21 protein-coding genes are annotated in these 25368 nt (G+C 65.8%); 6 read left to right on the forward strand and 15 right to left on the reverse strand.

The genetic code is table 11. The features are described 5' to 3' along the window. The first annotated feature begins 30 nt into the window (after positions 1–30). Positions 31–858 carry a phosphodiesterase gene (locus ACSQ22_RS07530; RefSeq protein WP_436129910.1) on the forward strand — a complete coding sequence of 276 codons (828 nt, stop codon included), beginning with the start codon at positions 31–33 and terminating at the stop codon, positions 856–858. Positions 859–1178: 320 nt separating this feature from the next. Further along, entirely contained in the window at positions 1179–2831 is a 1653-nt protein-coding gene (locus ACSQ22_RS07535; protein ID WP_121422825.1) for a Na/Pi cotransporter family protein, read from the forward strand. Positions 2832–2952: 121 nt separating this feature from the next. Here ACSQ22_RS07535 and ACSQ22_RS07540 read toward each other — a convergent pair whose 3' ends face one another. Then, positions 2953–3864, reverse strand: coding sequence for a LysR family transcriptional regulator (locus ACSQ22_RS07540; protein ID WP_218300458.1), 912 nt, complete (start codon positions 3862–3864; stop codon positions 2953–2955). Between the two features lie 95 nt (positions 3865–3959). Between ACSQ22_RS07540 and ACSQ22_RS07545 the strand changes: the two genes are divergently transcribed. Further along, positions 3960–5009 (forward strand): NAD(P)H-binding protein, encoded by a 1050-nt coding sequence (locus ACSQ22_RS07545; protein WP_436129911.1) that lies wholly within the window; start codon positions 3960–3962, stop codon positions 5007–5009. Here the strand turns inward: ACSQ22_RS07545 and ACSQ22_RS07550 are convergent. Then, positions 4963–5820, reverse strand: a complete 858-nt coding sequence (locus ACSQ22_RS07550; protein WP_055401483.1) for an NUDIX hydrolase — start codon at positions 5818–5820, stop codon at positions 4963–4965. The genes ACSQ22_RS07545 and ACSQ22_RS07550 overlap by 47 nt on opposite strands. Next, positions 5817–6800 (reverse strand): quinone oxidoreductase family protein, encoded by a 984-nt coding sequence (locus ACSQ22_RS07555; protein WP_121505643.1) that lies wholly within the window; start codon positions 6798–6800, stop codon positions 5817–5819. The genes ACSQ22_RS07550 and ACSQ22_RS07555 overlap by 4 nt, the downstream gene beginning before the upstream one ends. Before the next feature lie 140 nt (positions 6801–6940). Between ACSQ22_RS07555 and ACSQ22_RS07560 the strand changes: the two genes are divergently transcribed. Further along, entirely contained in the window at positions 6941–7840 is a 900-nt protein-coding gene (locus tag ACSQ22_RS07560) for a DMT family transporter (RefSeq protein ID WP_121505642.1), read from the forward strand. A gap of 12 nt (positions 7841–7852) precedes the next feature. On the opposite strand, the gene ACSQ22_RS07565 is transcribed toward ACSQ22_RS07560, so the two are convergent. The 3 genes from ACSQ22_RS07565 to ACSQ22_RS07575 form a co-directional block, all read right to left on the reverse strand. After that, the gene (locus ACSQ22_RS07565) at positions 7853–10534 is read right to left on the reverse strand and encodes a bifunctional diguanylate cyclase/phosphodiesterase (protein WP_436129912.1); all 2682 of its coding nucleotides are present in this window, start codon (positions 10532–10534) and stop codon (positions 7853–7855) included. Beyond that, the gene (locus ACSQ22_RS07570; protein ID WP_228896551.1) at positions 10531–11640 is read right to left on the reverse strand and encodes a TRAP transporter substrate-binding protein; all 1110 of its coding nucleotides are present in this window, start codon (positions 11638–11640) and stop codon (positions 10531–10533) included. Before ACSQ22_RS07570 ends, ACSQ22_RS07565 begins: the two co-directional genes overlap by 4 nt. Before the next feature lie 308 nt (positions 11641–11948). Further along, the gene (locus ACSQ22_RS07575; protein WP_228896549.1) at positions 11949–12779 is read right to left on the reverse strand and encodes an SDR family oxidoreductase; all 831 of its coding nucleotides are present in this window, start codon (positions 12777–12779) and stop codon (positions 11949–11951) included. A 64-nt stretch (positions 12780–12843) separates the two neighbouring features. Here ACSQ22_RS07575 and ACSQ22_RS07580 point away from each other — a divergent pair, with 64 nt between their 5' ends. Together ACSQ22_RS07580 and ACSQ22_RS07585 are read left to right on the forward strand one after the other, a co-directional pair. Then, complete coding sequence (locus ACSQ22_RS07580) at positions 12844–13455, forward strand: SH3 domain-containing protein (protein WP_121505639.1); 612 nt, start codon at positions 12844–12846, stop codon at positions 13453–13455. Positions 13456–13465: 10 nt separating this feature from the next. Then, positions 13466–14443, forward strand: a complete 978-nt coding sequence (locus ACSQ22_RS07585) for a M48 family metalloprotease (RefSeq protein WP_436129913.1) — start codon at positions 13466–13468, stop codon at positions 14441–14443. A 42-nt stretch (positions 14444–14485) separates the two neighbouring features. Here ACSQ22_RS07585 and ACSQ22_RS07590 read toward each other — a convergent pair whose 3' ends face one another. The 9 genes from ACSQ22_RS07590 to ACSQ22_RS07630 form a co-directional block, all read right to left on the reverse strand. After that, entirely contained in the window at positions 14486–15415 is a 930-nt protein-coding gene (locus tag ACSQ22_RS07590; RefSeq protein WP_436129914.1) for a DMT family transporter, read from the reverse strand. Positions 15416–15594: 179 nt separating this feature from the next. Then, a complete protein-coding gene (locus tag ACSQ22_RS07595) occupies positions 15595–17217 on the reverse strand; it encodes a gamma-glutamyltransferase family protein (protein ID WP_436129915.1) in 1623 nt (540 codons plus the stop codon). A 160-nt stretch (positions 17218–17377) separates the two neighbouring features. Then, positions 17378–18676: a DUF3422 family protein gene (locus tag ACSQ22_RS07600; RefSeq protein ID WP_121505636.1), complete on the reverse strand. Its 1299-nt coding sequence runs from the start codon at positions 18674–18676 to the stop codon at positions 17378–17380. Between the two features lie 121 nt (positions 18677–18797). Further along, positions 18798–20309: a tripartite tricarboxylate transporter permease gene (locus ACSQ22_RS07605; RefSeq protein WP_055401467.1), complete on the reverse strand. Its 1512-nt coding sequence runs from the start codon at positions 20307–20309 to the stop codon at positions 18798–18800. Positions 20310–20324: 15 nt separating this feature from the next. Continuing rightward, positions 20325–20813: a tripartite tricarboxylate transporter TctB family protein gene (locus tag ACSQ22_RS07610; protein WP_055401465.1), complete on the reverse strand. Its 489-nt coding sequence runs from the start codon at positions 20811–20813 to the stop codon at positions 20325–20327. A gap of 285 nt (positions 20814–21098) precedes the next feature. Beyond that, positions 21099–22892, reverse strand: coding sequence for a GspE/PulE family protein (locus ACSQ22_RS07615; RefSeq protein ID WP_055401463.1), 1794 nt, complete (start codon positions 22890–22892; stop codon positions 21099–21101). A gap of 41 nt (positions 22893–22933) precedes the next feature. Then, positions 22934–23698 (reverse strand): hypothetical protein, encoded by a 765-nt coding sequence (locus ACSQ22_RS07620; RefSeq protein WP_055401461.1) that lies wholly within the window; start codon positions 23696–23698, stop codon positions 22934–22936. Between the two features lie 9 nt (positions 23699–23707). Then, on the reverse strand, positions 23708–24358 hold the full coding sequence (locus ACSQ22_RS07625; RefSeq protein ID WP_436129916.1) for a DNA-deoxyinosine glycosylase: 651 nt from the start codon (positions 24356–24358) through the stop codon (positions 23708–23710). Positions 24359–24473: 115 nt separating this feature from the next. Beyond that, a complete protein-coding gene (locus ACSQ22_RS07630) occupies positions 24474–25301 on the reverse strand; it encodes a TatD family hydrolase (RefSeq protein WP_436129917.1) in 828 nt (275 codons plus the stop codon). Between the last annotated feature and the right edge of the window lie 67 nt (positions 25302–25368).

Consider the following 25368-nt stretch of genomic DNA (forward strand, 5'->3'; position numbering starts at 1 on the left):
AGCCCTACCCCGCCTGCACGCCTTTTAGCCATGACCACCACGCTGCTGCTCCAACTGTCTGACCCCCACATCCGCGAGCCCGGCCGCCTGGCCTATGGCCGCATCAATACCGCGCCCTATCTGGCCGAGGCCGTGGCCAGCGTGAACCAGCTGCCGCAGGCGCCCCATGCCGCCGTCATCACCGGCGACCTGACAGACTTTGGCCGCGCCGCCGAATACGAGCACCTGCGCGCCCTGCTGGCGCCGCTGAACATGCCGGTGTACCTGCTGCCCGGCAACCACGACAGCCGAGAGCAGATGCGCGCGAGCTTTCCGCAGCACCACTACCTGGGGTCCGAGGGCTTCATCCAGTACAGCGTGCCGGTGGGCGGCATGCAGCTCATCGCGCTCGATACCGTGGTGCCCGGCGCCAGCGAGGGCAGCCTGTGCACAGAGCGCCTGCAATGGCTGGAGGAAGAGCTGGCACGCCACACCAGCCGCCCGGTGGTGATCGCCATGCACCACCCACCGTTTCGCACGCTGATTGGCCACATGGACGACATCGGCCTGCGCGAAGGCGCCGATGCGCTCGAAGCCATCGTGGCCCGCCACCCGCAGGTGGAGCGTGTGATCTGCGGGCACCTGCACCGGGCCATCCAGGTGCGGTTTGGCGGCACCATCGCGGCCACCGCGCCATCGCCCGCGCACCAGGTGCGGCTGGACCTGGCGCCCAACGCCGCGTCGGCCTGGATGCTGGAGCCGCCCGGCTTTGCGCTGCACGCCCTGCCTGCGGGGGGGCGGCTGGTCAGCCATACCGTGGCCAGCGGCCAATACGCGGGGCCCTACCCGTTTCATGACGGCGGGCAGCTGATCGACTGAAAAAACGGGCCCTGGCGACAAGACCTCCACCGCCGAGCACCCAGCCGCGACAGGGTCATCGCTGCACAACTCCTCAATCAGGAGTATGCTTATATGTCAGTTTTGTGACAAATGATCCGGGTGCCGCAGTATTTTCTGCGCGCTCTTCATCCCGGAAGCCGAGCAGCCAGGCTCATGCCTCCCCGCCTGCCGCCGCCTACGGGCACAGAAATGAATGAAACCGCTTCCCTGCACGGGCGCCAGCTTTAACGCTTGCGTCTGCGCAGTGCATGGCGCATGCTCGTTTGGGTGGACACAAGAAGAAGAAACAACGGTTTTTCATGAAGCATCTCTTGAATCTGTTGGCAGCGGTGTCGCTGCTGATCTGGGGCACCCACCTGGTGCGCACCGGCATCCTGCGTGTCTTTGGCGCCAATTTGCGCCAGTTGATCGCGCACAGCGTCAGCAACCGGTTCACGGCCGTGCTGTCGGGCATCGGGGTGACCGCCGTGGTGCAGTCGAGCACGGCCACGGCGCTCATCGTGTCCTCCTTCGTGGGCCAGGGCCTGGTGGGCCTGCCCGCCGCGCTGGCTGTGATGCTGGGCGCCGACGTGGGCACGAGCGTGATGGCGGTGGTGTTCTCGATGGATTTGTCCTGGCTGTCGCCCCTGTTCATCTTCGCGGGTGTGGTGCTGTTCATCTCGCGCAAGGACACGGCCGTGGGTCGGGTGGGCAGGGTGCTGATCGGCCTGGGGCTGATGCTGCTGGCGCTGCGCCTCATCACCGAATCGACCACGGTGCTCACCCAGTCACCCACGGTGCGTACGCTGCTCGGGGCGCTGACCAGCGACCTGCTGCTGGAGATCTTCACCGGCGCCATCCTGGCCATCGTGGCGTATTCGAGCCTCGCCACCGTGCTGCTCACCGCCGCGCTGGCAGGCTCCGGCGGCATCCCGCCCGACGTGGCGCTGGGCTTGGTGCTGGGTGCCAACCTCGGCAGTGGCGTACTGGCGGTGCTGACCACGATGAAGGCCAACGTGCAAACGCGCCAGGTGCCACTGGGCAACCTGTTCTTCAAGATCATTGGCGTCATCATCATGACCCCGCTCACCGGGCTGTGGCTGCAGCATGTGCGCCCCTACGTGCCCGAAATCGCAGCACTGGTGGTGCTGTTCCACCTGGCATTCAACGTGGTGGTGGGCATCATCTGCATCGGCCTGACGGGCACAGTGGCGCGCGTGGTGCAACGCCTGCTGCCGAAGGAAAAGGCGCAGGCTGCGGGCACCCGCCCCCAGCATCTGGACCCCTCCGCCCTGGCCACGCCCTCGCTGGCCATCTCGTGCGCCGCGCGCGAGGCCCTGCACCAGGCCGACGTGGTCGAATCCATGCTGCTGGGCCTGCACAAGGTGATCCGCACCGACGACCTGCAGCTGGCGCAGGACCTGCGCAAACTGGACGACGAGGTGGACGGCCTTTACTCGGCCATCAAGTACTACATGACCAAGATCTCGCGCGAGGCCCTGGATGAACGCGAGGGCCGCCGCTGGGCCGACATCATCAGCTTCACGATCAACATGGAGCAGATCGGCGACATCATCGAGCGCGTGCTGATCGACATCGAGGACAAGAAGATCAAGAAGGGTCGCCAGTTCTCCGAGGCCGGCATGGAAGAAATCAACGAACTGCACGCCCGCCTGATCGACAACCTGCGCCTGGCGATGAGCGTGTTCCTCAACGGCAGCGTGCGCGATGCGCAAAAGCTGCTCGAAGAAAAAGCCCGCTTTCGCGACCTGGAACACGCGTATTCCGCCACCCACCTGGCGCGCCTGTCGGACAACACGGTGCAAAGCATCGAGACCAGTTCGCTGCACATCGACCTGATCAGCGAACTCAAGCGCATCAACTCGCTGCTGTGCTCGGTGGCCTACCCGATTCTGGAATCGGCCGGAGCACTGGCCCCCAGCCGGCTGCGGGCAATGGCGGACCAGGCTTGAGCAGCGCCTTCAGCAGAAATTCAAGCCTTTTCTGGTCTCTAGCGCTTTATCCATAAGCGCTAAAAGCTATTATTTTTATAGCAACACATCACCACCGTCGCTGTGCGGCGTTGTCTCGCCGTCACTCCACGTCCGCCACGTAGCGCTGCAGCCCCGTCCACAACGCATCCAGCGTGACCTTGCAGCGCGGGCTGGCGCGCAGGTCCTCGTGCATCACCACCCAGGTTTCCAGCCCGTACACAAACTGCTGTGGCAACACATGCACCAGCGCCGGGGTGCTACGGCGCGCCAGTGCCACCTGGCAAACGCCAATGCCGCCCCCGGCGCGCATGAAAGCCAGTTGCGCCACATCGCTGTCGCTGCGCACTGCAAACTGATCGCGCCGCCACGCGGGCACCGCCTTTTGTGCGGCGCGCAAAAAGGGCGTTTCTGCGTCAAAACCAATCAGGCGGTGGTGCGCGAGGTCGGCCAGCGTCTCGGGCACGCCGTGCGCCTGCAGGTAGCTGGGGTGGGCGTGCAGTCCCAAGGGAATGCTGCCGACGCGGCGGGCGATCAGCGCGTCCTGGCGGGGCTCGGTCATGCGGATGGCGATGTCGGCCTCGTGCTGCAGCAGGTCCTGCACGCGGTTGCTGAGCACCAGTTCCACCGTCAGCGCCGGGTGCTCGGCTTGCAGTTGCGCCAGGATGGGCGGCAGCACCTCCACGCCGATCACCTCGCTGGCCGTCACCCGCACCGTGCCCCGCACGCCGCCGCCATGGCTGTCAGCTGCGCGCACCAGGGCAGCGGCGGTGTGGCCCATGGCTTGCGCGTAGGGGCGCAGCGCCAGCGCCGCCTCAGTCGGCAGCAGGCCCTGCTGCGAGCGGGTGAACAGCACCAGTCCCAGCGCCTGCTCCAGCGCCGCAATGTGGCGCCCCACCGTGGGTTGTGTCACCCCCAGCGCGCGGGCTGCGCCCGAGAGCGATCCCTCTTGCACCACGCCCAGGTACGAGCGGTACAGCTCCCAGCCAATGTCTTTGTGTGCAGGTTGTGTCATACATAAATGTATAGCCATGCGCTGATTTTCGGCAATTCCATTTCACAACACCCACGACCACACTGCATCCATCACCACTTTTTTTGGAGCAAAACATGGCAAACACAGGCAATACGGTTCTGGTTCTCGGTGCGACCGGGGGCATCGGTGGCGAAGTGGCGCGGCAGCTGCGCGACCGGGGATGGCAGGTGCGCACACTGCACCGGGGTGTGGCGCAGGCCGGGGAGCAACGCGACGGCATGGCCTGGATTCGCGGCGACGCGATGCGGCGCGAGGACGTGGTAGCCGCTGCCGCAGGCTGCGACGTGATCGTGCACGCGGTAAACCCGCCCGGCTACCGGCGCTGGAGCGAGCTGGTGCTGCCGATGATCGACAACACCATTGCGGCGGCCACCGCAGTGGGTGCCACCGTGGTGCTGCCCGGCACGATCTACAACTACGGGCCCGACGCCTTCCCGGTGCTGCGCGAGGACTCACCGCAGCGCCCCCACACCCGCAAGGGCACTGTGCGCGTGGAGCTGGAGCGGCGCCTGCAGCAGGCGACCCAGCCCCACCCGCTGAGTGCGGGCACCTGCCGCGTGCTCATCGTGCGGGCGGGGGACTACTTTGGCCCCCAGGTGGGCAACAGCTGGTTCTCGCAAGGCCTCGTCAAGCCCGGCCAACCCGTGAAGGCGGTGAACCTGCCTGGCGCACCCGGCGTGGGCCACCAATGGTCATACCTGCCCGACGTGGCGCGCACCATGGTGCAGTTGCTGGAGCGCCGCGCCACACTGCCCGCGTTTGCACGCTTTCACATGGCCGGTTACTGGGACGCCGACGGCACGCAGATGGCCGCCGCGATTGGCCGCACCGTGGTGGCACATGGTGGTGCGGCCCCGCACGTGCGGGCCTTTCCGTGGTGGCTGGTCACACTCGCCTCGCCGTTTGTGGCCACGCTGCGCGAACTGCGGGAGATGCGCTACCTGTGGAGGCAACCGGTGCGCATGGCCAACGACCCGCTGCGCGCCGTGCTGGGCGAAGAGCCCCACACGCCGCTGGACGCGGCGGTGCAGGCCACGCTGTTGGGTCTGGGCTGCCTGCCAGGGGCCAAAGCGCCGCTCACAGCCCCAGGAAACCCGCAATCACCAGCCCGGCTTCCAGCGTGAACCGGCCCTGGGCAACCTGCGCGCGCACCTCTTCCAAGGGCAGCAGTGCAAACTCGTCCACCTCGCCGTCCTGGTTGTCGGGCGCCATGCCCTCTGGCACCACGGCGCGGAACCAGTCGATGCGCTCGACCATGTACCCCGCGCCGCCCCCCTCGCTGCTGGGGCGGCTGAACAGCACATGGCCACCGTGCGCCACGCCGGCAAGGGTGTGCACATGCAGCCCGGCTTCTTCCCAGGTCTCGCGCACCAGAGCTTGGGGCAACGAGTCGGCGGCCGAGATCATGCCGCCCATCAGCGTGTCCCACAGGCCTGGGTCGTTGGGTTTGTTCAGCGAACGCTTTTGCACCCACATGCGCCCATCGGGCGCCAGGCCCACCAGGTGCACGGCGCAGGTGGTGATGCCCAGCACACGCACGGCACCCCGCTCCACGGTGCCCACGACTTCGCCGCTGGGGTTGGTCACCGCCAGTTGCTCGTTGCGCCACGGGCCACACAGGTTGGCGTCGCGCAGCGCTTCGGCCAGGGTGTTCAGGGCATCGGTGGTGGCGTTGACGTTGGCATCAGAGGCCGCTTGGGGCGGCAGGTGCAGACTCCATGCAGGGGCGCCGCCATGCTCACCCATTGATAGCTGGTAGCGCTTATCCAATAAGCGCTGGAGGCTTATTTTGCTTAGAAATCCTTCCGCCACCGACCCTACCACCTGCCCCGCCACCCGCAGGGGTTGGCGTGGCTGGCGGGCGGGCTGGTGCGCCAGTTGCCGCGCGCCCACCAGCCACTGGTCGAACGATGCGCCGGGGGAGGAGGCTGTCACAGCGTGAGGATGGTGCAGCCCGTGGTCTTGCGTGCTTCCAGGTCGCGGTGCGCCTGCTGCACGTCGGCCAGCGGGTAGCGCTGGTCGATGTGGATCTTCACCTGCCCACTGGCCACCACGGCAAACAGGTCGTCGGCCATGGCCTGCGTGCTTTCGCGCGTGGCGATGTGGGTGAACAGGGTCTGGCGAGTGACGTAGAGCGAGCCCTTGGCGCCCAGCGAACCCGGCGCAAACGGTGCCACGGGGCCCGAGGCGTTGCCGAAGCTGGCCATCAGGCCAAAGGGACGCAGGCATTCGAGTGACTTGTCCCAGGTGTCCTTGCCCACCGAGTCGTACACCACCTTCACGCCCTTGCCGCCGGTGATCTCTTTGACCCGGGCTGCGAAATCTTCTTTTTGATAGTTGATGGCATGCGCCGCGCCGTTGGCCAGGGCCAGCTGGCACTTGGCATCGGTGCCTGCCGTGCCGATGAGCTGCAGGCCCAGCGCCTTGGCCCACTGGCTGGCGATCAGGCCTACCCCACCCGCAGCGGCGTGGAACAGCACATGGTCGCCGGGCTGCAGGCCTTCCACGGGCAGCGTCTTCTTGAGCAGGTACTGCGCCGTCAGGCCCTTGAGCATCATGGCCGCGCCCGTCTCAAAGCTGATGGCATCGGGCAGCTTGCACACACACTTGGCGGGCATCACCCGCACTTCGCAATAAGCGCCGGGGGGCTGGCTGGCGTAGGCAGCGCGGTCGCCCACCTTCAGGTGCGCAACGCCCTCGCCCACGGCTTCGACCACGCCCGCGCCTTCCATGCCGATGGTGGCGGGCATGTTCAGGGGGTACAACCCCGTGCGGTGGTACACGTCGATGAAGTTCAGGCCGATGGCGTGGTGGCGGATGCGGATCTCGCCGGGGCCGGGCTCGCCCACGGTGACGTCAACGATGTGAAGTTCTTCGGGACCACCGTGCTGGCGGATCTGGACGGCAAGGCTCATGGCAAAACGCTCCTGGATAACGGGTGTTGAACGGGTCCCCAACGGGCATGGATAGGGCCTGTAACGGGCGAGACAAACGGCGGCCATCCTGCCATGAATCTGAAAGCCTTGTCCTGCCCTGCACCGTTACAGTGCAGCCCATGACTCAAAGACTCACGCCCGGTACGGCGGCGCTGCTGGTGATACCGCCGCTGCTGTGGGCTGGCAACGCCGTCACAGGCCGGCTGGTGCACGACCTGATCCCGCCCATCACGCTCAATTTCATCCGCTGGGTGCTGGCTTTCTTCATCCTGCTGCCGCTCGCGTACAACGTGCTGCGCAAGGACAGCCCGCTGTGGCCCCACTGGCGCCGCTATGCACTGCTGGGGCTGCTCGGCATTGGCCTGTACAACGCGCTGCAGTACATGGCGCTGCAGACTTCCACGCCCATCAACGTGACGCTGGTGGGCTCCAGCATGCCGGTGTGGATGCTGGCCGTGGGGGCGCTGTTCTTTGGCGCGACGGTCACGCGGCGGCAACTGCTGGGCGCGCTGCTGTCGATGTGTGGCGTGCTGCTGGTGCTCAGCCGGGGCGAGTGGTCGCAGCTGCTGGCTTTTCGCCTCGTGCCAGGCGATGTGTTCATGCTGCTGGCCACCATCTCGTGGGCGTTCTACAGCTGGCTGCTGTCGCGCACCAGCGAGCCCGCCCGCATCCGGGGCGACTGGGCCGCTTTTTTGATGGCGCAGATGGTGTTTGGCCTGGCATGGTCGGGCAGCTTCGCGGGCGTGGAATGGGCGATGGGCCACACCCACATCGCATGGGGCTGGCCGCTGATCGCAGCGCTGGCTTTCATCGCCGTGGGCCCCGCCGTGCTGGCCTATCGCTGCTGGGGCGTGGGGGTGGAGCGCGCCGGGCCTGCGGTGGCGGGCTTCTTCGTGAACCTCACCCCGCTGTTTGCGGGCATCCTGTCGGCCGCCTTTTTGGGGGAAACGCCACAGCTTTTCCACGGTGTGGCATTCGCACTGATCGTGGGCGGGATCGTGGTGTCGTCGCGGCGATAGCGGCAGGCGGGGTCAGCCTGCTGCGCCTTCGGCCGAGGCTTGTGTTGCGGCTTTCTGCAACAAGACTTCGAGCTCCGATACCGGCCCGGGCATGCCCAGCAAATAGCCCTGAAAGAGCTGGCAGCCATAGTCTGCCAGCAGGGCTTTCTGCTGTGCGGTTTCCACACCTTCGGCAATCACATCCAGCTCCAGGTTGCGCGCCATGCCGATGATGGTCTGCACGATCACGTCGTCGGTGTGCCGCACACCCAGGTTGCGCACAAACGACTGGTCGATCTTGAGCTGGTCCAGCGGCAGCCGCGTGAGGTAGGCCAGCGACGAGTAGCCCGTGCCGAAGTCGTCCACCGAAAAGCGCACACCCTTGGTCTTGAGCAGGCCCATCTTGGCAATGGTGTCGTCCACGTTGTCCAGCACCAGCGACTCGGTCAGCTCCAGCTTGAGCAGGTGGGGCCGCGCGCCGGTCTCGCGCAGCACCTCGACCACGCGGGCCACGAAGTCGCGCTGGCGGAACTGCCGGGCGCTCACGTTGACCGACAGCGGCACATGCCGGTAGCGGGCATCGTTCTCCCACGCCGCCAGCTGCTCGCACGCGGTGCGCAGCACCCAGTGGCCCATGGGCACGATGAGTTCGCTTTCTTCTGCCACGCCAATGAAGGCGCTCGGCGCAATCAGGCCGCGCTCGGGATGGATCCAGCGGATCAGCGCCTCGGCGCCCACGATGCGCCCGTCCAGATGGAACTGGGGCTGGTAGTGCAGCGCGAACTGCCGCGCGGCCAGCGCGGCCTGCAGATCCCCCTCCAGCTGCGCGCGCACGCTGATGGCAATCTGCATCTGCGGGTCGAAAAAACACAGCGCATTGCGGCCCTGCGACTTGACCTGGTACATGGCGATGTCGGCCTGTTTGAGCAGATCGACCGAGGGCTGCAGCGCCCCGCCCATGAGCGTGGCCCCGATGCTGGGCGTGCTGTGGTGGCTGAGCCCGGCCAGCGAGTACGGCATGTTGAGCGTGCGCAGGATCTTTTCGCCCACGCGGCGCGCATAGGCAGCCGCCTCTTCGCTGTGCAGCGACAGCTCGTGCAGCATGACCACGAACTCGTCTCCCCCCAGGCGCGCCACAGTGTCCTCGCGGCGCACGCAGGTCTTCAGGCGCTCTGCCACCTGGCGCAGCAGCATGTCGCCCACCTCATGGCCCATGGTGTCGTTCAGCGTCTTGAAGTGGTCCAGATCCAGGAACAGCAAGGCCCCGTACTGCCCGCTGCGCACACTGGCCGCGATCACCTGCTGCATGCGGTCCATCAGCAGCCGGCGGTTGGGCAGATTGGTCAGAGGGTCGTAGAAGGCCAGGCTCTCAATCTCGGCGCTGGCGCGGCGCAGGGCCGTCACGTCGTGGTAAGTGATGACCAGACCGCCCTCGGGTGTGGGCCGTTCGGTGATCTGGATCGTGCGGCCATTGGGCAGCACCTGCTCATGGGGCTCATGGTGCTGGTTCTGCTTGAGCAGCCGCAGCTCCACCCAGCGCATGCGTTCTTCCTCGCTGGCGCGCGGCAGATGGTGCCGGGCGGTCTCTTCCATCACGCGCCGAAACGGCACCATGGGCGCCATCACGGCGCGCAGCCACGGGAAAATTTCCTCAAACCGGCTGTTCCATTGCACCACGCGCTGCTCGCCGTCGAGAAGAACAAAACCACTCACCATCGACTCCAGTGCCTGGTCGAGGGTGGCCTTGGACTGCGCAATGGCAAGCCGCGCCTGGGACATGCGGTCCAGGTAGCGCAGCGCCAGGTTGCCCGCTGCCACGATCATGGCCACAAACAACAGCCCCGTCAGTGCAATGGCGTTGCGCTGGTCGCGCCAGCCTGCCAGCGCATCGCGCAGCGGAATGCTCGCCGAGATGCGCAGGTCCTGGTACAGGATGGGTCGGTAGACCACCAGCGCCGGCTCGCCACTCAAGCGGGCGGGTGCCTTCCACGCCTGCCCCAGGGCGGCCACCTCCTGCAGTGGCGGGGACAGCACGGGCGTGATCGCCTCTTCGCGGTTGGGCGCACTCAGCAGCAGCAGCCCTCCGGCACGCTCCAGCGTCACTTGCAGGCCTGTGATGTCCACACCCTGGACCAGCACCGAGCTGAGCGCCCCCACCGGCAATTCGGCAATGGCCACCACAAGGGAACTGTCGGCCATGCGCAGGTGGCGCGCAAAATACAGCACGCGCTCGGCAGTCGCAAAGCTCACCACCGGCGGGCTGATCATCAGGGTGGAAACGGGCTGCTCCAGCACAGACGCCAGAAAACCGGGAGGCAGCTGCAGCGGCAGCGCACTGCCAGCCGCATCGGAAGAGGCGATGGTCTTGCCGTTCGCGTCCAGCAGCGCCACATAGCGCACCATCAGGTTCTGCCGAGCGGAGCTGCGCAGGCGCTGGCTTGCAAGGTCAGGGTCCACCCATTCGCTCATCGAACCCGACAGGCCCAGCAGTTCGTCCATGCTGGCCAGCAGCACGTCCACCGCCAGCAGGGAACGATTGAGCGCCGCTTCGGCACCCGCCACAAAACGGGTGGCCTGGGCTTCGTAATCGTCCAGCGCCACCTTGCGAGCGTTCCATACCAGCGCGGCAGACACCATCACCACCGCCGCAATGAACACCGCCGCCCCGGCCCATACAAAGGCCCTGATGCGCAGTGGGGTCGTGGTATCCCTCATTTCGCCGGGGCCGCAGCCAGGCCACGGACGGGACCGATCGTCTGGTTCCACACCTGGGCGCAACGCGGCCCGCAGCGCTGCACCCAGCGCGGCAGCACGGTGGAGGCAAGGATCTCCTGGCGGCTGCGTTCATCCTGCGCAGACACCGGCACCACCACCATGCTGCCCTTGCGTCCCCCCACACAGGCGGGGATGCCACGGTTGCAGGCCATGCCGTCGGAGGTTTCGCGCTCGGACTCCTCCCAGATGGCGGCCTCCAGCCGGGGCAGCTCGCGCCGCAGCAGAGCCCGCAGATCGGGCGGCAGCGCCTCCCAGGCGGCCTTGTTGGCGCTGAACACCGCCAGTCCCCAAGTCACGGGCAGCGCATGCACATGGGAGGTCATGGTATGCAGCCCCAGCGTGTTGCCCGACATGGTGCCGGTGATGGCGCACTCGGTATTGCCCGCCGTGAGGCTGGGCACGATCTGCGCGAAGCCAGTCAGCACGGGGATGCCGCCGAGCGCCCCGACAAAATCCGCCTGGGTGGATGACGACACGCGCGTGCGGCGCCCGGCCAGATCGGCCAGCCCGCGCAGGGGCTTCTTGCAAAACACCACCTGGGCCGGATACACATACATCGCCAGCGCCTCAACGCCGTGCTGGTCACGCAGACTCTTCTCCAGGTAAGGGCGAAACGCCGCCAGCGTGGTCTTGAGCGTGGCAATGTCGGGGTTCAGCCCCGCCAGATCGGGTGCGGTGTACTCGGGGTACTGGGCCGTGAACGAGCTCATGAGCGTGGTGCCAAAAGGCACCACACCCAGCTGCAGCAGGCGCAGCATTTCGGCGCCAGGCACGCCCGCTCGGTCAAAGGGCACGATTTCAGCGTCAAACCGGCCACCGCTCAAGCGGAGCAGTTCCTTGCTCCAGAAGGGCTCTTCCTGCCGGGTGTACTGGTTGATACCTGCCAGCCCCCCCACGATGCGCAGCTTGTAGGGCGCAGTGGCCGCTGCCGGGGTGGCCGCAGGCTGGCCCACAGCCTGTGGCGAACAACCCAGCGCGGCCCATGCCACGCACAGTGCAGCGATGCGGTGCAGAAGGCGGGAAGTCACAGCGGGTTTGGGCTGCATGGCAACTTCTGGCTCGTCAACCGGGGGGCAGTGGACGGCCACCGCCGCGCACCCTTCATGCCCAGGGCCATGCCAGCGCCCCAGCGGCATCCATGGATCGCATAGAGGTCTGGAAGGCCGCCCTGGGGAGGGATGCGCGGTGTCATGTTCCGGTACTTTCGGGTTGGAATGCTGGGGCACCATTCTTCACCAAGTTTTCCCCCTCGGCGGGCAAAGCTGTCTGCAAAACGCCACGCCCTGCCGCCAGGGAATCTCCTTCGCCCGCCGGTGACCACAGACGACGGGTTGACCTTCTGTCTCAACCCGGGTCAGAAGGTCCCAGGATAAGCGCCGCCGTCCGCCAGCACGTTCTGCCCGGTCATATAACCCGCCTGCTGGCTGCACAGGAAAGCGCAGATGGCACCAAACTCCTGCGCCGTGCCATACCGCCCTGCCGGAATCTGGGCCTGCTGTTGCGCGCGAACATCGTCCACGCTCTTGCCAGCCTTACCGGCAGCAGCGGTCACGGTGGCGGCCAGTCGGTCGGTGTCGAACTTGCCGGGCAAGAGGTTGTTGATGGTGACGCCCCGTGCAGCGATCTTGCTGCGCGAGACCCCCGCCACAAAGCCCGTGAGCCCGCTGCGCGCGCCGTTGGACAGACCCAGGATGTCGATGGGCGCCTTCACCGCGCTGGAGGTGATGTTGACGATGCGGCCAAACCCCCGCGCAGCCATGCCGTCCACTGTGGCCTTGATCAGTTCGATGGGGGTGAGCATGTTGGCGTCCACGGCCTTGATCCATGCATCGCGGTCCCAGTCGCGGAAGTCGCCCGTGGGCGGGCCGCCGGCATTTGTCACCACGATGTCAAAGTCACGGCCCGGGCCACCTGTCACGGAGAACACGGCGGCACGGCCCTCGGCGGTGGTGATGTCAGCAGCTACCGCCAGCACCGTCGGTTTGGAGCTTTTTTGGCCGCCAGCGCCTTCCTGCATTGCGCCTTCAGCTACCAATTGCGTAGCAGCCTGCTCCAGCGCCTGGGCATTGCGGGCGTTGATGACAACATTGACGCCCTCACGCACCAGGGCCAGCGCACAGCCATAGCCCAAACCCTTGCTCGCGCCACACACCAGCGCCCATTTGCCTGCGATACCCAAATCCATAACAATCTCCGGTTCTGCTGCAAGCCGCAGCATTCACAGATCATCATAAGTGGAGAGCTGCAACATGAATTGGCTGCACCGCGGAGCCCTGGCCACCTGGCTGGCATGGGCCGCATTGGCACCCCTGGCAGGTAGCGCGCATGCGCAGGAGGCGGCCGTGGTCAAGCGTGCCACCCAGTTGCGCGACACCCCCGCCGACAGCGGTGCGAGCGTGGCCCCGCTGGAGGCCAACACCGTGGTCACGCGCAGCAACGAGCGCAAGGGCCCCTGGACCAAGGTGAGCACACAGCAAGGCGCCACCGGCTGGGTGCACATGTTCGACCTGGGACCGCAGTCGGGGTCGGCCACGCCCACCAACAACGCCGCCACCAGCGGCCTGCGAGGCTTGGGCGGGCTGTTTGGCGGCAACAGCGGCTCCACCACCACGGCCACCTCCACGGTGGGCATTCGTGGCCTGGATGCTGAAGACATTGCCAATGCGCAGCCCAATCCTGCTGCTGTCGGCCGGGCAGAAAGCCTGCGGGTGAATGCCGACCAGGCGCGCCAGTTCGCCAGCTCGGCGTCCCTGCAATCCCGGGATGTGCCCGCCCTGGCGCAGCCCGCACTGCCCACATCCAGTCGGGGCTCCGGCAGCGGGTCCAGCAACCCCTCCGACCCCAACTACAGCCCTAACTGAGGAAATGGCCATGAACCGGAATTCCGCCTGGAAACGCCGTGCGCAGACGGCAGCCTTGTGCGCGCTGCTCGCTGCAGCGCCCCTGGCCGCCCACAGCCAGAACGTGATGAACATCCTCAACTCCCTGGGGGGCGGGCTGGGCTCGGCCATCACGGGGGGCAAAGCCGCTCCGGCGGCGCAGGGTGACGATCTGATCAGCCTGCTCACGCAGTCGATGGAGAACATCGACGAGGCCAAGGAAATCGAGATCGGCCGCCAGCTGGCCGCCCTGCTGCTGGGCGCCAAGCCCGCCCACCCGGACATGGCGCTGCAGCGCTATGTGAACCGCCTGGGCCGGTGGGTGAGCCTGCAGTCGTCGCGCCCCGGACTGCCCTGGACCTTTGTGGTGCTGGACGACGCAGGCTACAACGCCTTTGCCGCGCCGGGCGGCTATGTGTTCGTGACGAAGGGGCTCATTGACCGCTGCGCCGACGAGTCCGAGCTGGCGGGCATCCTGGCGCACGAGATCACGCACGTGACCTCCAAACACCACCTCCAGGCCATCCGGCAAAGCGCCATGGCAGGGGTCGGCACGCAACTGCTGGCCTCGCAGATCCGCACCAGCAACATCGCCGGGCAGCTCGTCAAGGACCAGCTGCTGTCGCTGTTCCGCACCGTATACACCAAGGGGCTGAGCCAGTCCGACGAATTCGAGGCGGACCGCACCGGGGTGTCGCTGGCGGCCAAGGCGGGTTTTGACCCCTACGGTCTGGTCTCAGTGCTGCAGCAGCTGCGCACCGTCACGCCGGACAACCCCATGTTCACGCTGACGATGTCCACCCACCCCGCCGCACAGGCCCGCCTGGACTACCTGGAGCAATCCATGGGCCGCCAGCTCGATGGGCTGGGCGGGTCGCGCGCGTCGATTGCACAGCGCCTGGGCGGCAGTGCGCCTGCCAATGCTCCGGCACCCTCTGCCCGGCCTGCAGCGGCAAAGAAGGCGGGATAAGTCACCCCCAAGGAGAGCGCGCACCCGCTCTCCGCTGCCAGGTCAGGGCGCTTGGCGGCGCGCCAATTGGGTGAACACAAAAATACCCGTGATCACCAGTGCCGTGCCCGCAGCCACCCACACCGTGAACGGCTCACCCAGAATCCACACCCCCATGAGGATGGTGGACAGCGGCCCCACCATGCCGGTCTGCGCGGTCATTCCAGCGCCCACGCGCTCAATGGCCATCATCACCATGAGCACGGGCGCAGCCGTGCAGAGCGTGGCGTTGAGGATAGACAGCCAGATCACCTCGGGTGCCACCACGGCAGCACTGAAGGGCCGCAGCACCACAAACTGCAGCAGGCACAGCAGGCACGCCACGGTGGTGGCCAGACCCACCAGCCGCAGCGAACCCAGGCGCCGCACCATCTCGCCGCTGTAGACCAGATAGATGGCATAGCTCACCGCACTCAGGAACACCAGCAGGGTGCCCCATGCAGCATTGGTGCCCTGCAAATTGGCCTCGTGGCCGAACACCAGCATCACGCCGCAGTAGCTGATCAGCATGCCCACCGCCTGCCCCCAGGTGATGCTGCGCCGGTACAGCACCCAGCCCAGCATTACCACCAGCGTGGGGTTGAGATACAGGATCAGGCGCTCCAGGCTGGCACTGATGTAGGCCAGCCCTGCAAAGTCCAGAAAACTCGCCAGGTAGTAGCCCGTGAGCCCCAGGCCCAGCACGCCCAGCCAGTCCTTGCGGGTCAGGGGGGGCTTGCCCCGGCTGGCCCACCAAGCCATCACGGCAAAGATGGGCAGCGCAAACAGCATGCGGTACATGATGAGCGTGACCGCATCAACACCATGGCGGTACGCCAGCTTGACGATGATGGCCTTGCCGCTGAAGGCGATGGAGCCCAGCAGGGCCAGGGTGAGACCGGTTGCTACGTTTTTTGTAGCTGCTTGCGCTTGTTCAGATTGCGATGGAGCCACTTTTTTCTATATTCAGTTATTCATTGCGCTGCGCGACAGCACAGCCCATGAAACTGGCACGTCCTGACGCGAGGTGGCCGCGGAACTGGCTTTGCCAGGCCGCTGGCCGCGTCCCCCTCCCGTAGCGCGCAGCGCGTAGAGAGAGGGGGAAGGCGCGAAGCGACTCAGGGGGTGTTCCATCAATACCCCGCCACCTGGCCGTCGCGACGCGGATCGCTGGCGGCCACATAGCCCTGCACTTTGGGATCGCCCATGCGCCAGATGAACTGGCCGGCGCCAAAGTCCTGGTAGGAATCCTGGATCACCTCCATGCGGTGCCCCAGGCCCAGCAGGCCCTGCACCGTCGCGGCGGGCATGGCGGCCTCGACGTTGATCGACAGCCCTTCATTGAAGCGCCAGCGTGGTGCGTCGCAAGCCACCTGTGGGTTCTGGCCGTAGTCCAGCATGCGCACCAGCGTTTGCATGTGGCCCTGCGGTTGCATGTTGGCGCCCATCACTCCGTAGCTCATCACGGGCTGGCCGTTTTGCGTGAGGAAGGCGGGGATGATGGTGTGAAACGGTCGCTTGCCGGGTGCCACCAGGTTGGCCGGGTTGGGGCCCGCCGGGTCGGTGCTGAAAGCCTGGCCCCGGTTCTGCAGGCTGATGCCAAAGGTGGGCTCCACACAACCCGAGCCGAAGCCCATGTAGTTGCTCTGGATGAAGCTCACCATCATGCCGTTTTCGTCGGCAGCAGTGAGGTAGATCGTGCCACCCTTGACCGGATTGCCAGCCCCGAAATCCTGCGCCTTGTTCATGTCGATGAGTTTGGCACGGGAGGCCAGGTACGCGTCATCGAGCATTTGCGCGGGGGTCACCTCCATGGACGATGGCTCGGCCACATAGCGGTACACATCGGCAAATGCGAGCTTCATGGCCTCGATCTGCAGATGCTGGGACGCTGCGCCATCCACGGGATGGCTCGCCAGATCGAATCGGTCCAGTATGCCCAGCGCAATCAGCGCTGCGATGCCCTGCCCGTTGGGCGGGATCTCGTGCAGGGTATAGCCTCGGTAGTTGCGGGCAATGGGCGTAACCCATTCAGGGCGGTGTGCTGCCAGATCCTCCAGCGTCAGGCTGCCGCCCTGGGCCTGCGAGAAGGCGACCAGCGCCTGGGCAATTTCGCCCGTGTAGAACGCCTGGCCTTGTGTGGCTCCGATGGCGCGCAGCGCTCGGGCTGCGGCGGCAAACTGGAACAGCTCACCCACCTGCGGCGCGCGGCCCCAGGGCATAAAGCTTTGCGCAAACCCCGGCTGCGACTGCAGCTCAGGCACTGCAGCGGCCCATTTTTGCTGCACCACCACCGGCACCAGGTAGCCACGCTCGGCAATCTCGGCGGCGGGCTCCATCAGCGCGGCAAAGGGCAGCTTGCCGAAACGCTCGGACAGAGCGACCCACGCGCTGACGGCACCCGGCACAGTGACGGAATCGATCCCGCGTTTGGGAGGGCTCGCCGGGCTCTTGCCGTAGCGGCTGTGAAAGTACCCGGGTGTCCAGGCCGCAGGGGCGCGGCCCGAGGCATTGAGCCCGTGCAGGGCCTGTCCGTCCCACAGGATGCAGAACGCGTCGCTGCCCAGCCCATTGCTCACGGGCTCGCAGATCGTCATGGCCGCTGCCGCCGCCACAGCAGCATCAACGGCATTGCCGCCCTGCTGCAGCATGCGCAGGCCCGCCTGGGCGGCCAACGGATGCGAGGTGGACACCACATTGCGCGCAAACACCGGCAGGCGGGTGCTGGCATAGGGGTGGGTGTAGCTGAAGTGCATCGAGCCATTATGGGTCGCATGCCATGTCCGCACATTGGGCATACGACAAGGGCCTGCCTGCCCGTCGGGCTTGGCCCCACCCCCAGCATCCCTGCTCAGCACTCAGCACTCAGCACTCAGCACGCCGCGGTGCGCTGAGCTGTCTTCTTGTGGATCCCTGCTAGCCGTGCTTGCGGAACACCCGGTGGTGCAGCCGCCTCAGCGACCACCACACGCCGCCCGCCACCACCGGAATGGCGATGGCCGCCGTGGTTTCCGGCGACAGGGGCCAACCAAGCTTCTGCGCCCCCTTGGCCAGGTAGCTCACCAGGCCCACGATGTAGTACGTGATGGCAGCCACCGACAGGCCCTCCACCGTGGACTGCATCTGCAGCTGCAAATCCTGCCGGTGGTTCATGGTGGTCAGCAGCGCCTGGCTGCTTTGCTGCTGCTCGATCTCCACGCGGGTGCGCAGCAGGTTGCTCATGCGGGAGACACGTTGCGACAGCGCATCCTGGCGCCGCGCCGCCCATTCGCAGGTGCTGCGTGCAGGCGTGAGGCGCCGGTCCATGAATTCCCGAATCGTCTGCATCCCGGCCAGGCGCGATTCGGCAATGTCCTGAATGCGCTTGTCCAGCAGTTCGAAGTACGCGCTGCTGGCCGAAAAACGCGAGTGGGTGGCCGCATACTGGCTCTCCACCTGCCCGGCCAGACGGGTCAGGCGGTCCAGCAGCGCAGGCTCTGCGTCGCGGTTGGCGGTGCGGATGGCGTCGGCCAGTTCGGCCAGTTCGCGTTCGGCAAAAGCCAGCACACTGGCGGCCTCGCGCGCAGCGGGCAGGCCCAACAAGGCAGCCATGCGGTAGGTCTCGATTTCGAGCAGGCGCTGCACCAGGCGGCCCAGGCGGCGCTGCGTCATGCCGCCCGCGAGCAGCACCATGCGCGAGAACCCATCGGCGTGGATCGCAAAATCGGTATAGACCTCGCCATGCCCGTCGGCCACCGTGGAGGCCACCAGCGTGTCCTCATGCAGCACATGCTTGACCAGCGACCCCGAACCGAAGGTGTGGGTGGGCAGTACCCACAGGTTCAGGCTGCACAGACAGTGCCCGGGCAAAGCCGCCAGCCACCCGCGGGGCACCGCGTCTGCGGCGCTGGCCGGCTCCCGCTCGCCAAAGGCGTCGGCCGCCATGGGCACCATGAAGGTCCAGGACACAAACTCGGTGTGCAGCTCCCAGCGCATGCGGTAAGCCCCCAGGTCCATGCGCAGGTGCGTGGTGTCCGCATCGGGCAATGCCAGGTGGTGGTCGCGCAACAGAGCCGCCACATGGGCCCGGCTCGCTTCACGCCCTGCGGCATCGGCCAGCATCACGATGTGTGCAATGGCCAGCGGGGCCGTCATGGCCTCGGGCGGACGGGCGTGGATTTCGTTGTGCAGCATCGCCCGGTGGGGATGCTGTGGCAGATGGAATGGAGTGGACATGCGGGCCTCTTGCCCGCCATTGTGTACTGGCGCTGAGAGCGTGCTGCAGCTGCAGATCGCCAAAAAACAACGGCACCCGAAGGTGCCGTTGTTCTGGAGTCGGATGGAAAAGGCCGTGCCGTCAGTCTTCGACGAAGGCTTCCTCGCGCTTGCTCTTCACCGAAGGCAGCAGCACGATGATGAGCAGCAGTGCCGCAGCAGCCAGCAGGCCTGCCGACAGCGGACGCGTGACGAACACGCTCCAGTCGCCACGCGACAGCAGCAGTGCGCGGCGCAGGTTCTCTTCCATCATCGGGCCGAGGATGAAGCCCAGCAGCAGAGGTGCGGGTTCGGTGCCCAGCTTGTGGAAGATGTAGCCCACCAGCCCAAACGCACCCACCATCCAGATGTCCCAGGTGTTGTTGTTGGTCGAATACACACCCACCGCGCAGAACAGCACGATGGACGGGAACAGCCAGCGGTAGGGCACCGTGAGCAGCTTGATCCAAATGCCGATCAGCGGCAGGTTCAAGATGATCAGCATGGCATTGCCCAGCCACATCGAGGCGATCAGGCCCCAGAACAGCTCGGGATTGCTCGTCATCACCTGGGGACCAGGCTGGATGTTGTGGATCGTCATGGCACCCACCATCAGCGCCATCACGGCGTTGGGGGGGATACCCAGCGTCAGCAGCGGGATGAAGGAAGTCTGCGAACCGGCATTGTTGGCCGACTCGGGCGCTGCCACACCACGGATGTTGCCTTGGCCAAAAGGCACTTCACCGGGCTGGAGCTTAGTCTTCTTCTCCACGGTGTAGGCCGCAAACGCAGCAAGCAATGCCCCACCACCGGGCAGGATACCCAGGGCGGCACCCAGCGCCGTGCCCCGCAGCACGGCAGGAATCATGCGCTTGAAGTCGTCCTTGGTGGGGAACAGGCCTTCCACCTTGGCAGTGAACACTTCGCGCTCATCGTCAGGGCGCGAGAGGTTGGCAATGATCTCGCCGTAGCCGAAAACACCCATGGCGATGGTCACAAAGCCGATGCCGTCGGTCAGTTCAGGAATGTCGAAGCTGAAACGGGCCACACCCGAGTTCACGTCGGTACCCACCAGGCCCATCAGCAGGCCCAGCACGATCATGGCCACGGCCTTGAGCAGCGAGCCCGAAGCCAGCACCACGGCACCAATGAGGCCCAGCACCATCAGCGAGAAGTACTCGGCAGGGCCGAACTTGAATGCCACTTCGGTCAACGGAGGTGCGAAGGCCGCCAGGATCAGCGTACCCACGCAGCCGGCAAAGAACGAGCCCAGGCCCGCCGCCGCCAACGCAGGGCCCGCACGGCCCTTGCGCGCCATCTGGTAGCCGTCGATCACGGTCACCACCGACGAGGACTCACCCGGCAGGTTTACCAGAATGGCAGTGGTCGAACCACCGTACTGCGCACCGTAATAGATACCGGCCAGCATGATCAGCGCAGCCACGGGCGGCAGCGCGTAGGTGGCTGGCAGCAGCATGGCAATGGTGGCCACCGGGCCGATGCCGGGCAACACACCAATGAGCGTGCCCAGCAAGCAGCCCACAAAGCAGTAAATGAGGTTTTGGAACGTGAACGCGACGCCAAAACCCATCGCGAGGTTGTCAAATAATTCCATGGTCGGTGCTCCTGCTCAACCCGTGATGAAACTCGGCCACACAGGGAACTGCAGCTTGAGCGCCCAGACGAATGCCACGTAACTGCCAATGGCCAACACGGTGGCCAGGATGAACACGGACTTCGCGTGGAACTCCTGGCCCGCCAGGCTTGCAATGAAGGTCAGTGCATAGATGCCCACGATGAGGCCCATCGCCGGGACACCTATGCTGGGCAAGCCGCCCAGCAGGATACCGAACGCAAAGTTGGCAGCCAGGATGAAGAACAGCGGCTTCCAGGCCCACTTTCCAATCTTGTCACCGTCCTGGGTTTCGACCGTGGTGGCCTTGAAGGTGATCGCGCCGCCGATGATGGCCAGCAAGATACCCAGCAGCAGCGGGAAGTAACCCGGGCCCATGCGGGCCCCGTTTCCGACGTTGTACGTGGTGGCTCCCCACGCAAACGCAACACCAACCCCCATGAACATGAGGCCGGCAAAGAAGTCTTTTTGACTTTTGATTTTCACGAATTGTCTCCTTGGCGGGAAATCTCGACTGCGCGATTGTGCGTGCAACCAAGGCCCGCGCGGATGTGGATTCCACCTACATCCGGTAACGCTTGGGATGTCCTGCATAACCCTCGCGCGTCGGTGGTAGTGCGGATCGGGAAAGGCCGCAAGGCGTCTTTTTGCGGCCAATAGCATGGCTATTGGCAAGAAAAGCAACGCAGCGGACTGCCCGAGACCGCGCTATCACAGACCGCAGGGAGTTATGCAGGACATCCCTTGCTCCTGCGGAGCTGGTTCAAGGTCTTACTCCAGCGGCGGTGTCGCAGCAATCACCTCGTCCAGCGTGGTCAGGCCCTCTGCCACCCGCAGAGCGCCTGCCAGACGCAAAGGCCGCATGCCATCCTGCACGGCCTGGCGGCGCAGCTGGTCGATCGAGGGCGCCTGGTTGATCTTCTCCTTGAGTGCCTCGGTCACGGTGAGCAATTCATACAGGCCCATGCGCCCCCGAAATCCACCCATGCGGCAGTCCACGCAGCCCACGGGCTTGTAGGGGTGGTAGCCGCCACTGAGCTTCCAGGGCTTGACCACCTCCACCAGCGTTTCGCGCTGCGCCGTTTCGTCCTTTTGTTTGCACTGCTTGCACAGCGTGCGCACCAGCCGCTGGGCCAGCACCCCCAGCAGCGTGGCATTGAGCAGATAGGGGGGCACCCCCAGTTCCATCATGCGGGTGATGGCCGACGGGGCGTCGTTGGTGTGCAGTGTGGAGAACACCAGATGCCCGGTCAGCGCAGCCTGGATGGCCATCTCGGCCGTCTCCAGGTCGCGGATTTCGCCCACCATGATGATGTCCGGGTCCTGGCGCATGAGGGCACGCAGGCCCTCGGCAAAGTTGAAGTCGAGCTGGGGCTGCACCTGGGTCTGGTTGAAGCTGGGCTCGATCATTTCGATCGGGTCTTCCACCGTGCTCACGTTCACCTCTTCGGTCGCCACCCGCTTCAAGGTGGAATACAGCGTGGTGGTCTTGCCCGAGCCCGTCGGTCCCGTCACGAGAATGATGCCGTGCGGGCGCTTGACCAGCGCCTCCCAGCGCTCGGCATCGTGCTGGGCAAAGCCCAGGGCGTCCAGATCCTTGACGGCATTGTCCGGGTCAAAGATCCGCATGACCATCTTCTCGCCAAACGCCGTGGGCAGGGTGGACAGGCGCATTTCCACCTCGTCCCCGCGCTGGTTGCGCGTCTTGATGCGGCCATCCTGCGGACGGCGCTTTTCCACCACGTCGATGCGGCCCAGGAGCTTGATGCGCGAGACCATGGCGTTGTGCACGCCCATCGGCATCTGGTAGACCGGGTGCAGCACGCCGTCGATGCGAAAACGGATCACGCCCTGGTCGCGCCGGGGTTCCAGGTGGATGTCGCTCGCGCGCTGGTCAAAGGCATATTGCCAGAGCCAGTCCACCACCTTGACCACGCCCTGGTCGTTGGCGTCGAGCTGCTTGTTGCTCTTGCCCAGTTCCACCAGCTGCTCGAAGCTGCTGCCCCCGGAGTTGCCCCCTGCCTTCTGCGCGGCGCGCACGGACTTGGCCAGGGCAAAAAACTCTGCAGTAAACCGGTGAATGTCCAGCGGGCTGGCCACCACGCGGCGCACCGTGCGCCGGGACTGGCGCTCCACCTCCGCCACCCAGTCCTCGATGAAGGGCTCGGCCGTAGCCACCACCACTTCCTTGGGGGTGACCTGCACGGGCAGCACCTTGTGGCGCTCTGCATAGGTGGCGCTCATGGTTTCGGCCACGCGCCCCACGTCCACCTTGAGCGGGTCGATGCGCAAATAGGGCAGGCCCGCACGCTTGGCGAGGTACTCGGAAAGCGCCTCGATGTCCAGCGGCTTGCCATCGCTGGCACGTTCCATGGCCACGTTGGCCAGGCGCACCAGCGCATGCTGGGAGCTTTCCGCCTGCGAGCAACGGGCGATGGTGCGTTGAGCTTCTTCCTGGGAGATGACTTCGTCATCGCTGAGCCACTGCACCATACGTCGCCAGTCCACCGGACCGACGTAGGGTCGCGCCGCAGTGCTGGCCAGGGAAGCGGAGATTGTTTTCATCAGATACCTTTCCGAAACGGGGCTGTGGGCGGCCCGGGGGCTCAGGCCGCGACGGGCTTGAATGCCCGCAGCCATTTGGTGGTCGGCAGGTCCCAGCGCGCCTGGATGGCCTGCGCCTGCACGTCGAGTTCCGCGCGCTTGGGGCGCGTTGGCGTCTTCTGGGCCAGCACCACGGTGTTGCCTTCTCGCGTGGGCTTGAAGGCCCAGAGTGCCTTGTCACCAAAGGCCGCCGCCATGCTCTGCAGGCTGCGCTCAAAGCTGGACGCCCGCCCGAACAGGTTGACCGTCATGCACCCCGTGTCGGTCAGCAAGGCGCGGCAGTCGGCGTAGAAGTCTGCGCTGTCGAGCACCGGCGCTGCGGCCTCATGGTCGTACAGGTCCACCGCCAGCGCATCCACCGTGCCCTGCCACATGGGGTTCTTGATCTCTTGCGCCGCATCGGCCAGCACCACCCGCAGCTTGGGGCCATCGGGCGGCAGCTTGAACCACTGCCGGCACACCGCCAAGACCTGTGGGTTGAGCTCGATGGCCGTGGTGCAGATGCGCAGCTTCTTGTGGCAGAACTTGGTGATGGCACCGGCCCCCAGCCCGAGCTGCATGGCATGCCCCTTGGACACCTGGGGCAGGTCGGCAAACAACAGCCACGCCATCATGCGCTGCACGTACTCCAGTTCCAGTTCAAAAGGCTCTGCAACGCGCATGGACCCCTGAATCCACGGGGTGCCCAGGTGCAGGTGGCGCACTTCGCCGTCATCAGAGACGCTGACTTCGGGCAGTTCTTGTGATTTTTCTTTTTTGCGGGTCATTCACAACAATCAAAGCAGGCGGTGGGCCGCCATCAGGTCCGCCCAGGCAGCCAATTTACGTTCAAAACTCCAGGAGGCATTGGCCGGGCTGGTCGAGGGCAGACGGTGCGATGCGATAGAGCGGGCGGAACCAGGCCCGGAACCCGTGCCCACGCGCTGATCGGAAAGCACATCATCATGCGCCGCAGCGCGGGGGGGCCGGAAGCTGCTGAGCACCGCCGGGGCATGCTTGAAGCTCTCACCCCCATTGTGGGCGACGGCGGCGAGCTGCGGACACACCATCTGCAGGTGCGCAAAGTCGTTGACCTGCGCATTGCGGATGCTGGTGTCCAGGCTGCCCTCCCGCTCGCAGCTCTCATACACATCCCACAGGCCAAGCCCCCTTGCCAGCAACCAGTCGCAACGTGCGGCATACCCTTCGGACCCTGCGGGCGGTAAGGGATGCAGCGGCCACAGCGCTTGCAAGATCTTCCAGAAATGGTTTTGCGGGTGTGCGTAGTACTGGCGCAGCCGCAAGGAGGCAGCCCCCGGAAAACTTCCGAGGACCAGCACCACCGTGCCTGCAGACACCACCGGCGGCAGCCCCTGAAGGCGCACCGGCGGGGCTGGCGCCGGAGCATCAGGGAGCGGAGGGAGCTGCGTCAGAGCGGCGTCGGGCATCCGCCGATTCTGAACCGAAACCCGTCAGCAACCCCGCGACATCCTCAAAAAAAACGATAGCTGTAAACCCTTTACCACAAAGCGCTGGCCTCCTAAAAACCTACCAATTGGTGGATCAGACGGAGACCAGAGCCTGCAACCGGGGCAGCGCAACCAGCGCATTGGCACAGGTGATACCCGCCAAATCCTCCAGCGGCTGACTGCGCAGCTCGGCCAATGCGCTTGCAATGCGCGGGAGTTCGCCGGGTGCATTGCGCCCTTGGGGCAGGCCTTCGAGCCGCTGGGCGGCGGTGGCATACAACCAATGGGGCGGGATGTCCGGCGCATCGGTCTCCACCACCAGGGCCTCTGCGGGCAGTTCTGCCGCCAGGCGGCGCAGCTGCAGCGCCCGGTCGTAGGTCATCGCGCCGCCAAACCCCAGCTTGAAGCCCAGGGCGATGAACGCCTGCGCCTGCTGCACGCTGCCGTTGAAGGCATGGGCGATACCGCCTTGTACCGGCAGCTCCCGCAAGCCCTTGAGCAATTTGTCGGACGAGCGGCGCACATGCAGGATTACGGGCAGGTCGAACCGGCGCGCCAGCTGAAGCTGCGTGCGATAGAACTGCTCCTGCCGGGCTGGGTCCAGGCCGGGCACAAAATAATCCAGGCCAATCTCTCCGATGGCCACCAGACGCTGGTCAGCCCGGTGTTGCTCCAGTTCCTGCGCCAGCAGCTCCAGATCTGCGTCGTGAGCGCGCCCTGTGTAAAGGGGGTGAATGCCCAGCGCATAGCTATCGCCATGCCGATGGGCCAGGGCGCGCACCGTGGCCCAGTTGCTGCGCTCCACCGCCGGAATCACACAATGGGCCACGCCCTTGGCCCGCGCCTGGGCACGCACGGCATCGCGGTCGGGGTCAAATTCGGGCGCATCCAGGTGGCAATGGGTATCGATCCAGACAGTCATGGAGCGATGATGCCCCATCAGCCCCGACCGCTCCCTCGGCGTGAAACCTTGCAAGTGCACTCTGCAG

This window comes from Acidovorax sp. LjRoot38, assembly GCF_964252975.1.
In the GTDB taxonomy this organism is placed as follows: Bacteria; Pseudomonadota; Gammaproteobacteria; order Burkholderiales; family Burkholderiaceae_C; genus Acidovorax; species Acidovorax facilis.

What these genes read in the sequence shown, in the direction of transcription:
- ACSQ22_RS07625 (WP_436129916.1), bottom strand. Translation starts at nt 24,358, where the DNA reads ATGCCCGACGCCGCTCTGACGCAGCTCCCTCCGCTCCCTGATGCTCCG.
- ACSQ22_RS07605 (WP_055401467.1), bottom strand. Translation starts at nt 20,309, where the DNA reads ATGGAATTATTTGACAACCTCGCGATGGGTTTTGGCGTCGCGTTCACG.
- ACSQ22_RS07585 (WP_436129913.1), top strand. Translation starts at nt 13,466, where the DNA reads ATGAACCGGAATTCCGCCTGGAAACGCCGTGCGCAGACGGCAGCCTTG.
- ACSQ22_RS07620 (WP_055401461.1), bottom strand. Translation starts at nt 23,698, where the DNA reads ATGACCCGCAAAAAAGAAAAATCACAAGAACTGCCCGAAGTCAGCGTC.
- ACSQ22_RS07600 (WP_121505636.1), bottom strand. Translation starts at nt 18,676, where the DNA reads ATGTCCACTCCATTCCATCTGCCACAGCATCCCCACCGGGCGATGCTG.
- ACSQ22_RS07570 (WP_228896551.1), bottom strand. Translation starts at nt 11,640, where the DNA reads ATGCAGCCCAAACCCGCTGTGACTTCCCGCCTTCTGCACCGCATCGCT.
- ACSQ22_RS07545 (WP_436129911.1), top strand. Translation starts at nt 3,960, where the DNA reads ATGGCAAACACAGGCAATACGGTTCTGGTTCTCGGTGCGACCGGGGGC.
- ACSQ22_RS07575 (WP_228896549.1), bottom strand. Translation starts at nt 12,779, where the DNA reads ATGGATTTGGGTATCGCAGGCAAATGGGCGCTGGTGTGTGGCGCGAGC.
- ACSQ22_RS07565 (WP_436129912.1), bottom strand. Translation starts at nt 10,534, where the DNA reads ATGAGGGATACCACGACCCCACTGCGCATCAGGGCCTTTGTATGGGCC.
- ACSQ22_RS07530 (WP_436129910.1), top strand. Translation starts at nt 31, where the DNA reads ATGACCACCACGCTGCTGCTCCAACTGTCTGACCCCCACATCCGCGAG.
- ACSQ22_RS07580 (WP_121505639.1), top strand. Translation starts at nt 12,844, where the DNA reads ATGAATTGGCTGCACCGCGGAGCCCTGGCCACCTGGCTGGCATGGGCC.
- ACSQ22_RS07540 (WP_218300458.1), bottom strand. Translation starts at nt 3,864, where the DNA reads ATGACACAACCTGCACACAAAGACATTGGCTGGGAGCTGTACCGCTCG.
- ACSQ22_RS07535 (WP_121422825.1), top strand. Translation starts at nt 1,179, where the DNA reads ATGAAGCATCTCTTGAATCTGTTGGCAGCGGTGTCGCTGCTGATCTGG.
- ACSQ22_RS07595 (WP_436129915.1), bottom strand. Translation starts at nt 17,217, where the DNA reads ATGCACTTCAGCTACACCCACCCCTATGCCAGCACCCGCCTGCCGGTG.
- ACSQ22_RS07560 (WP_121505642.1), top strand. Translation starts at nt 6,941, where the DNA reads ATGACTCAAAGACTCACGCCCGGTACGGCGGCGCTGCTGGTGATACCG.
- ACSQ22_RS07630 (WP_436129917.1), bottom strand. Translation starts at nt 25,301, where the DNA reads ATGACTGTCTGGATCGATACCCATTGCCACCTGGATGCGCCCGAATTT.
- ACSQ22_RS07555 (WP_121505643.1), bottom strand. Translation starts at nt 6,800, where the DNA reads ATGAGCCTTGCCGTCCAGATCCGCCAGCACGGTGGTCCCGAAGAACTT.
- ACSQ22_RS07615 (WP_055401463.1), bottom strand. Translation starts at nt 22,892, where the DNA reads ATGAAAACAATCTCCGCTTCCCTGGCCAGCACTGCGGCGCGACCCTAC.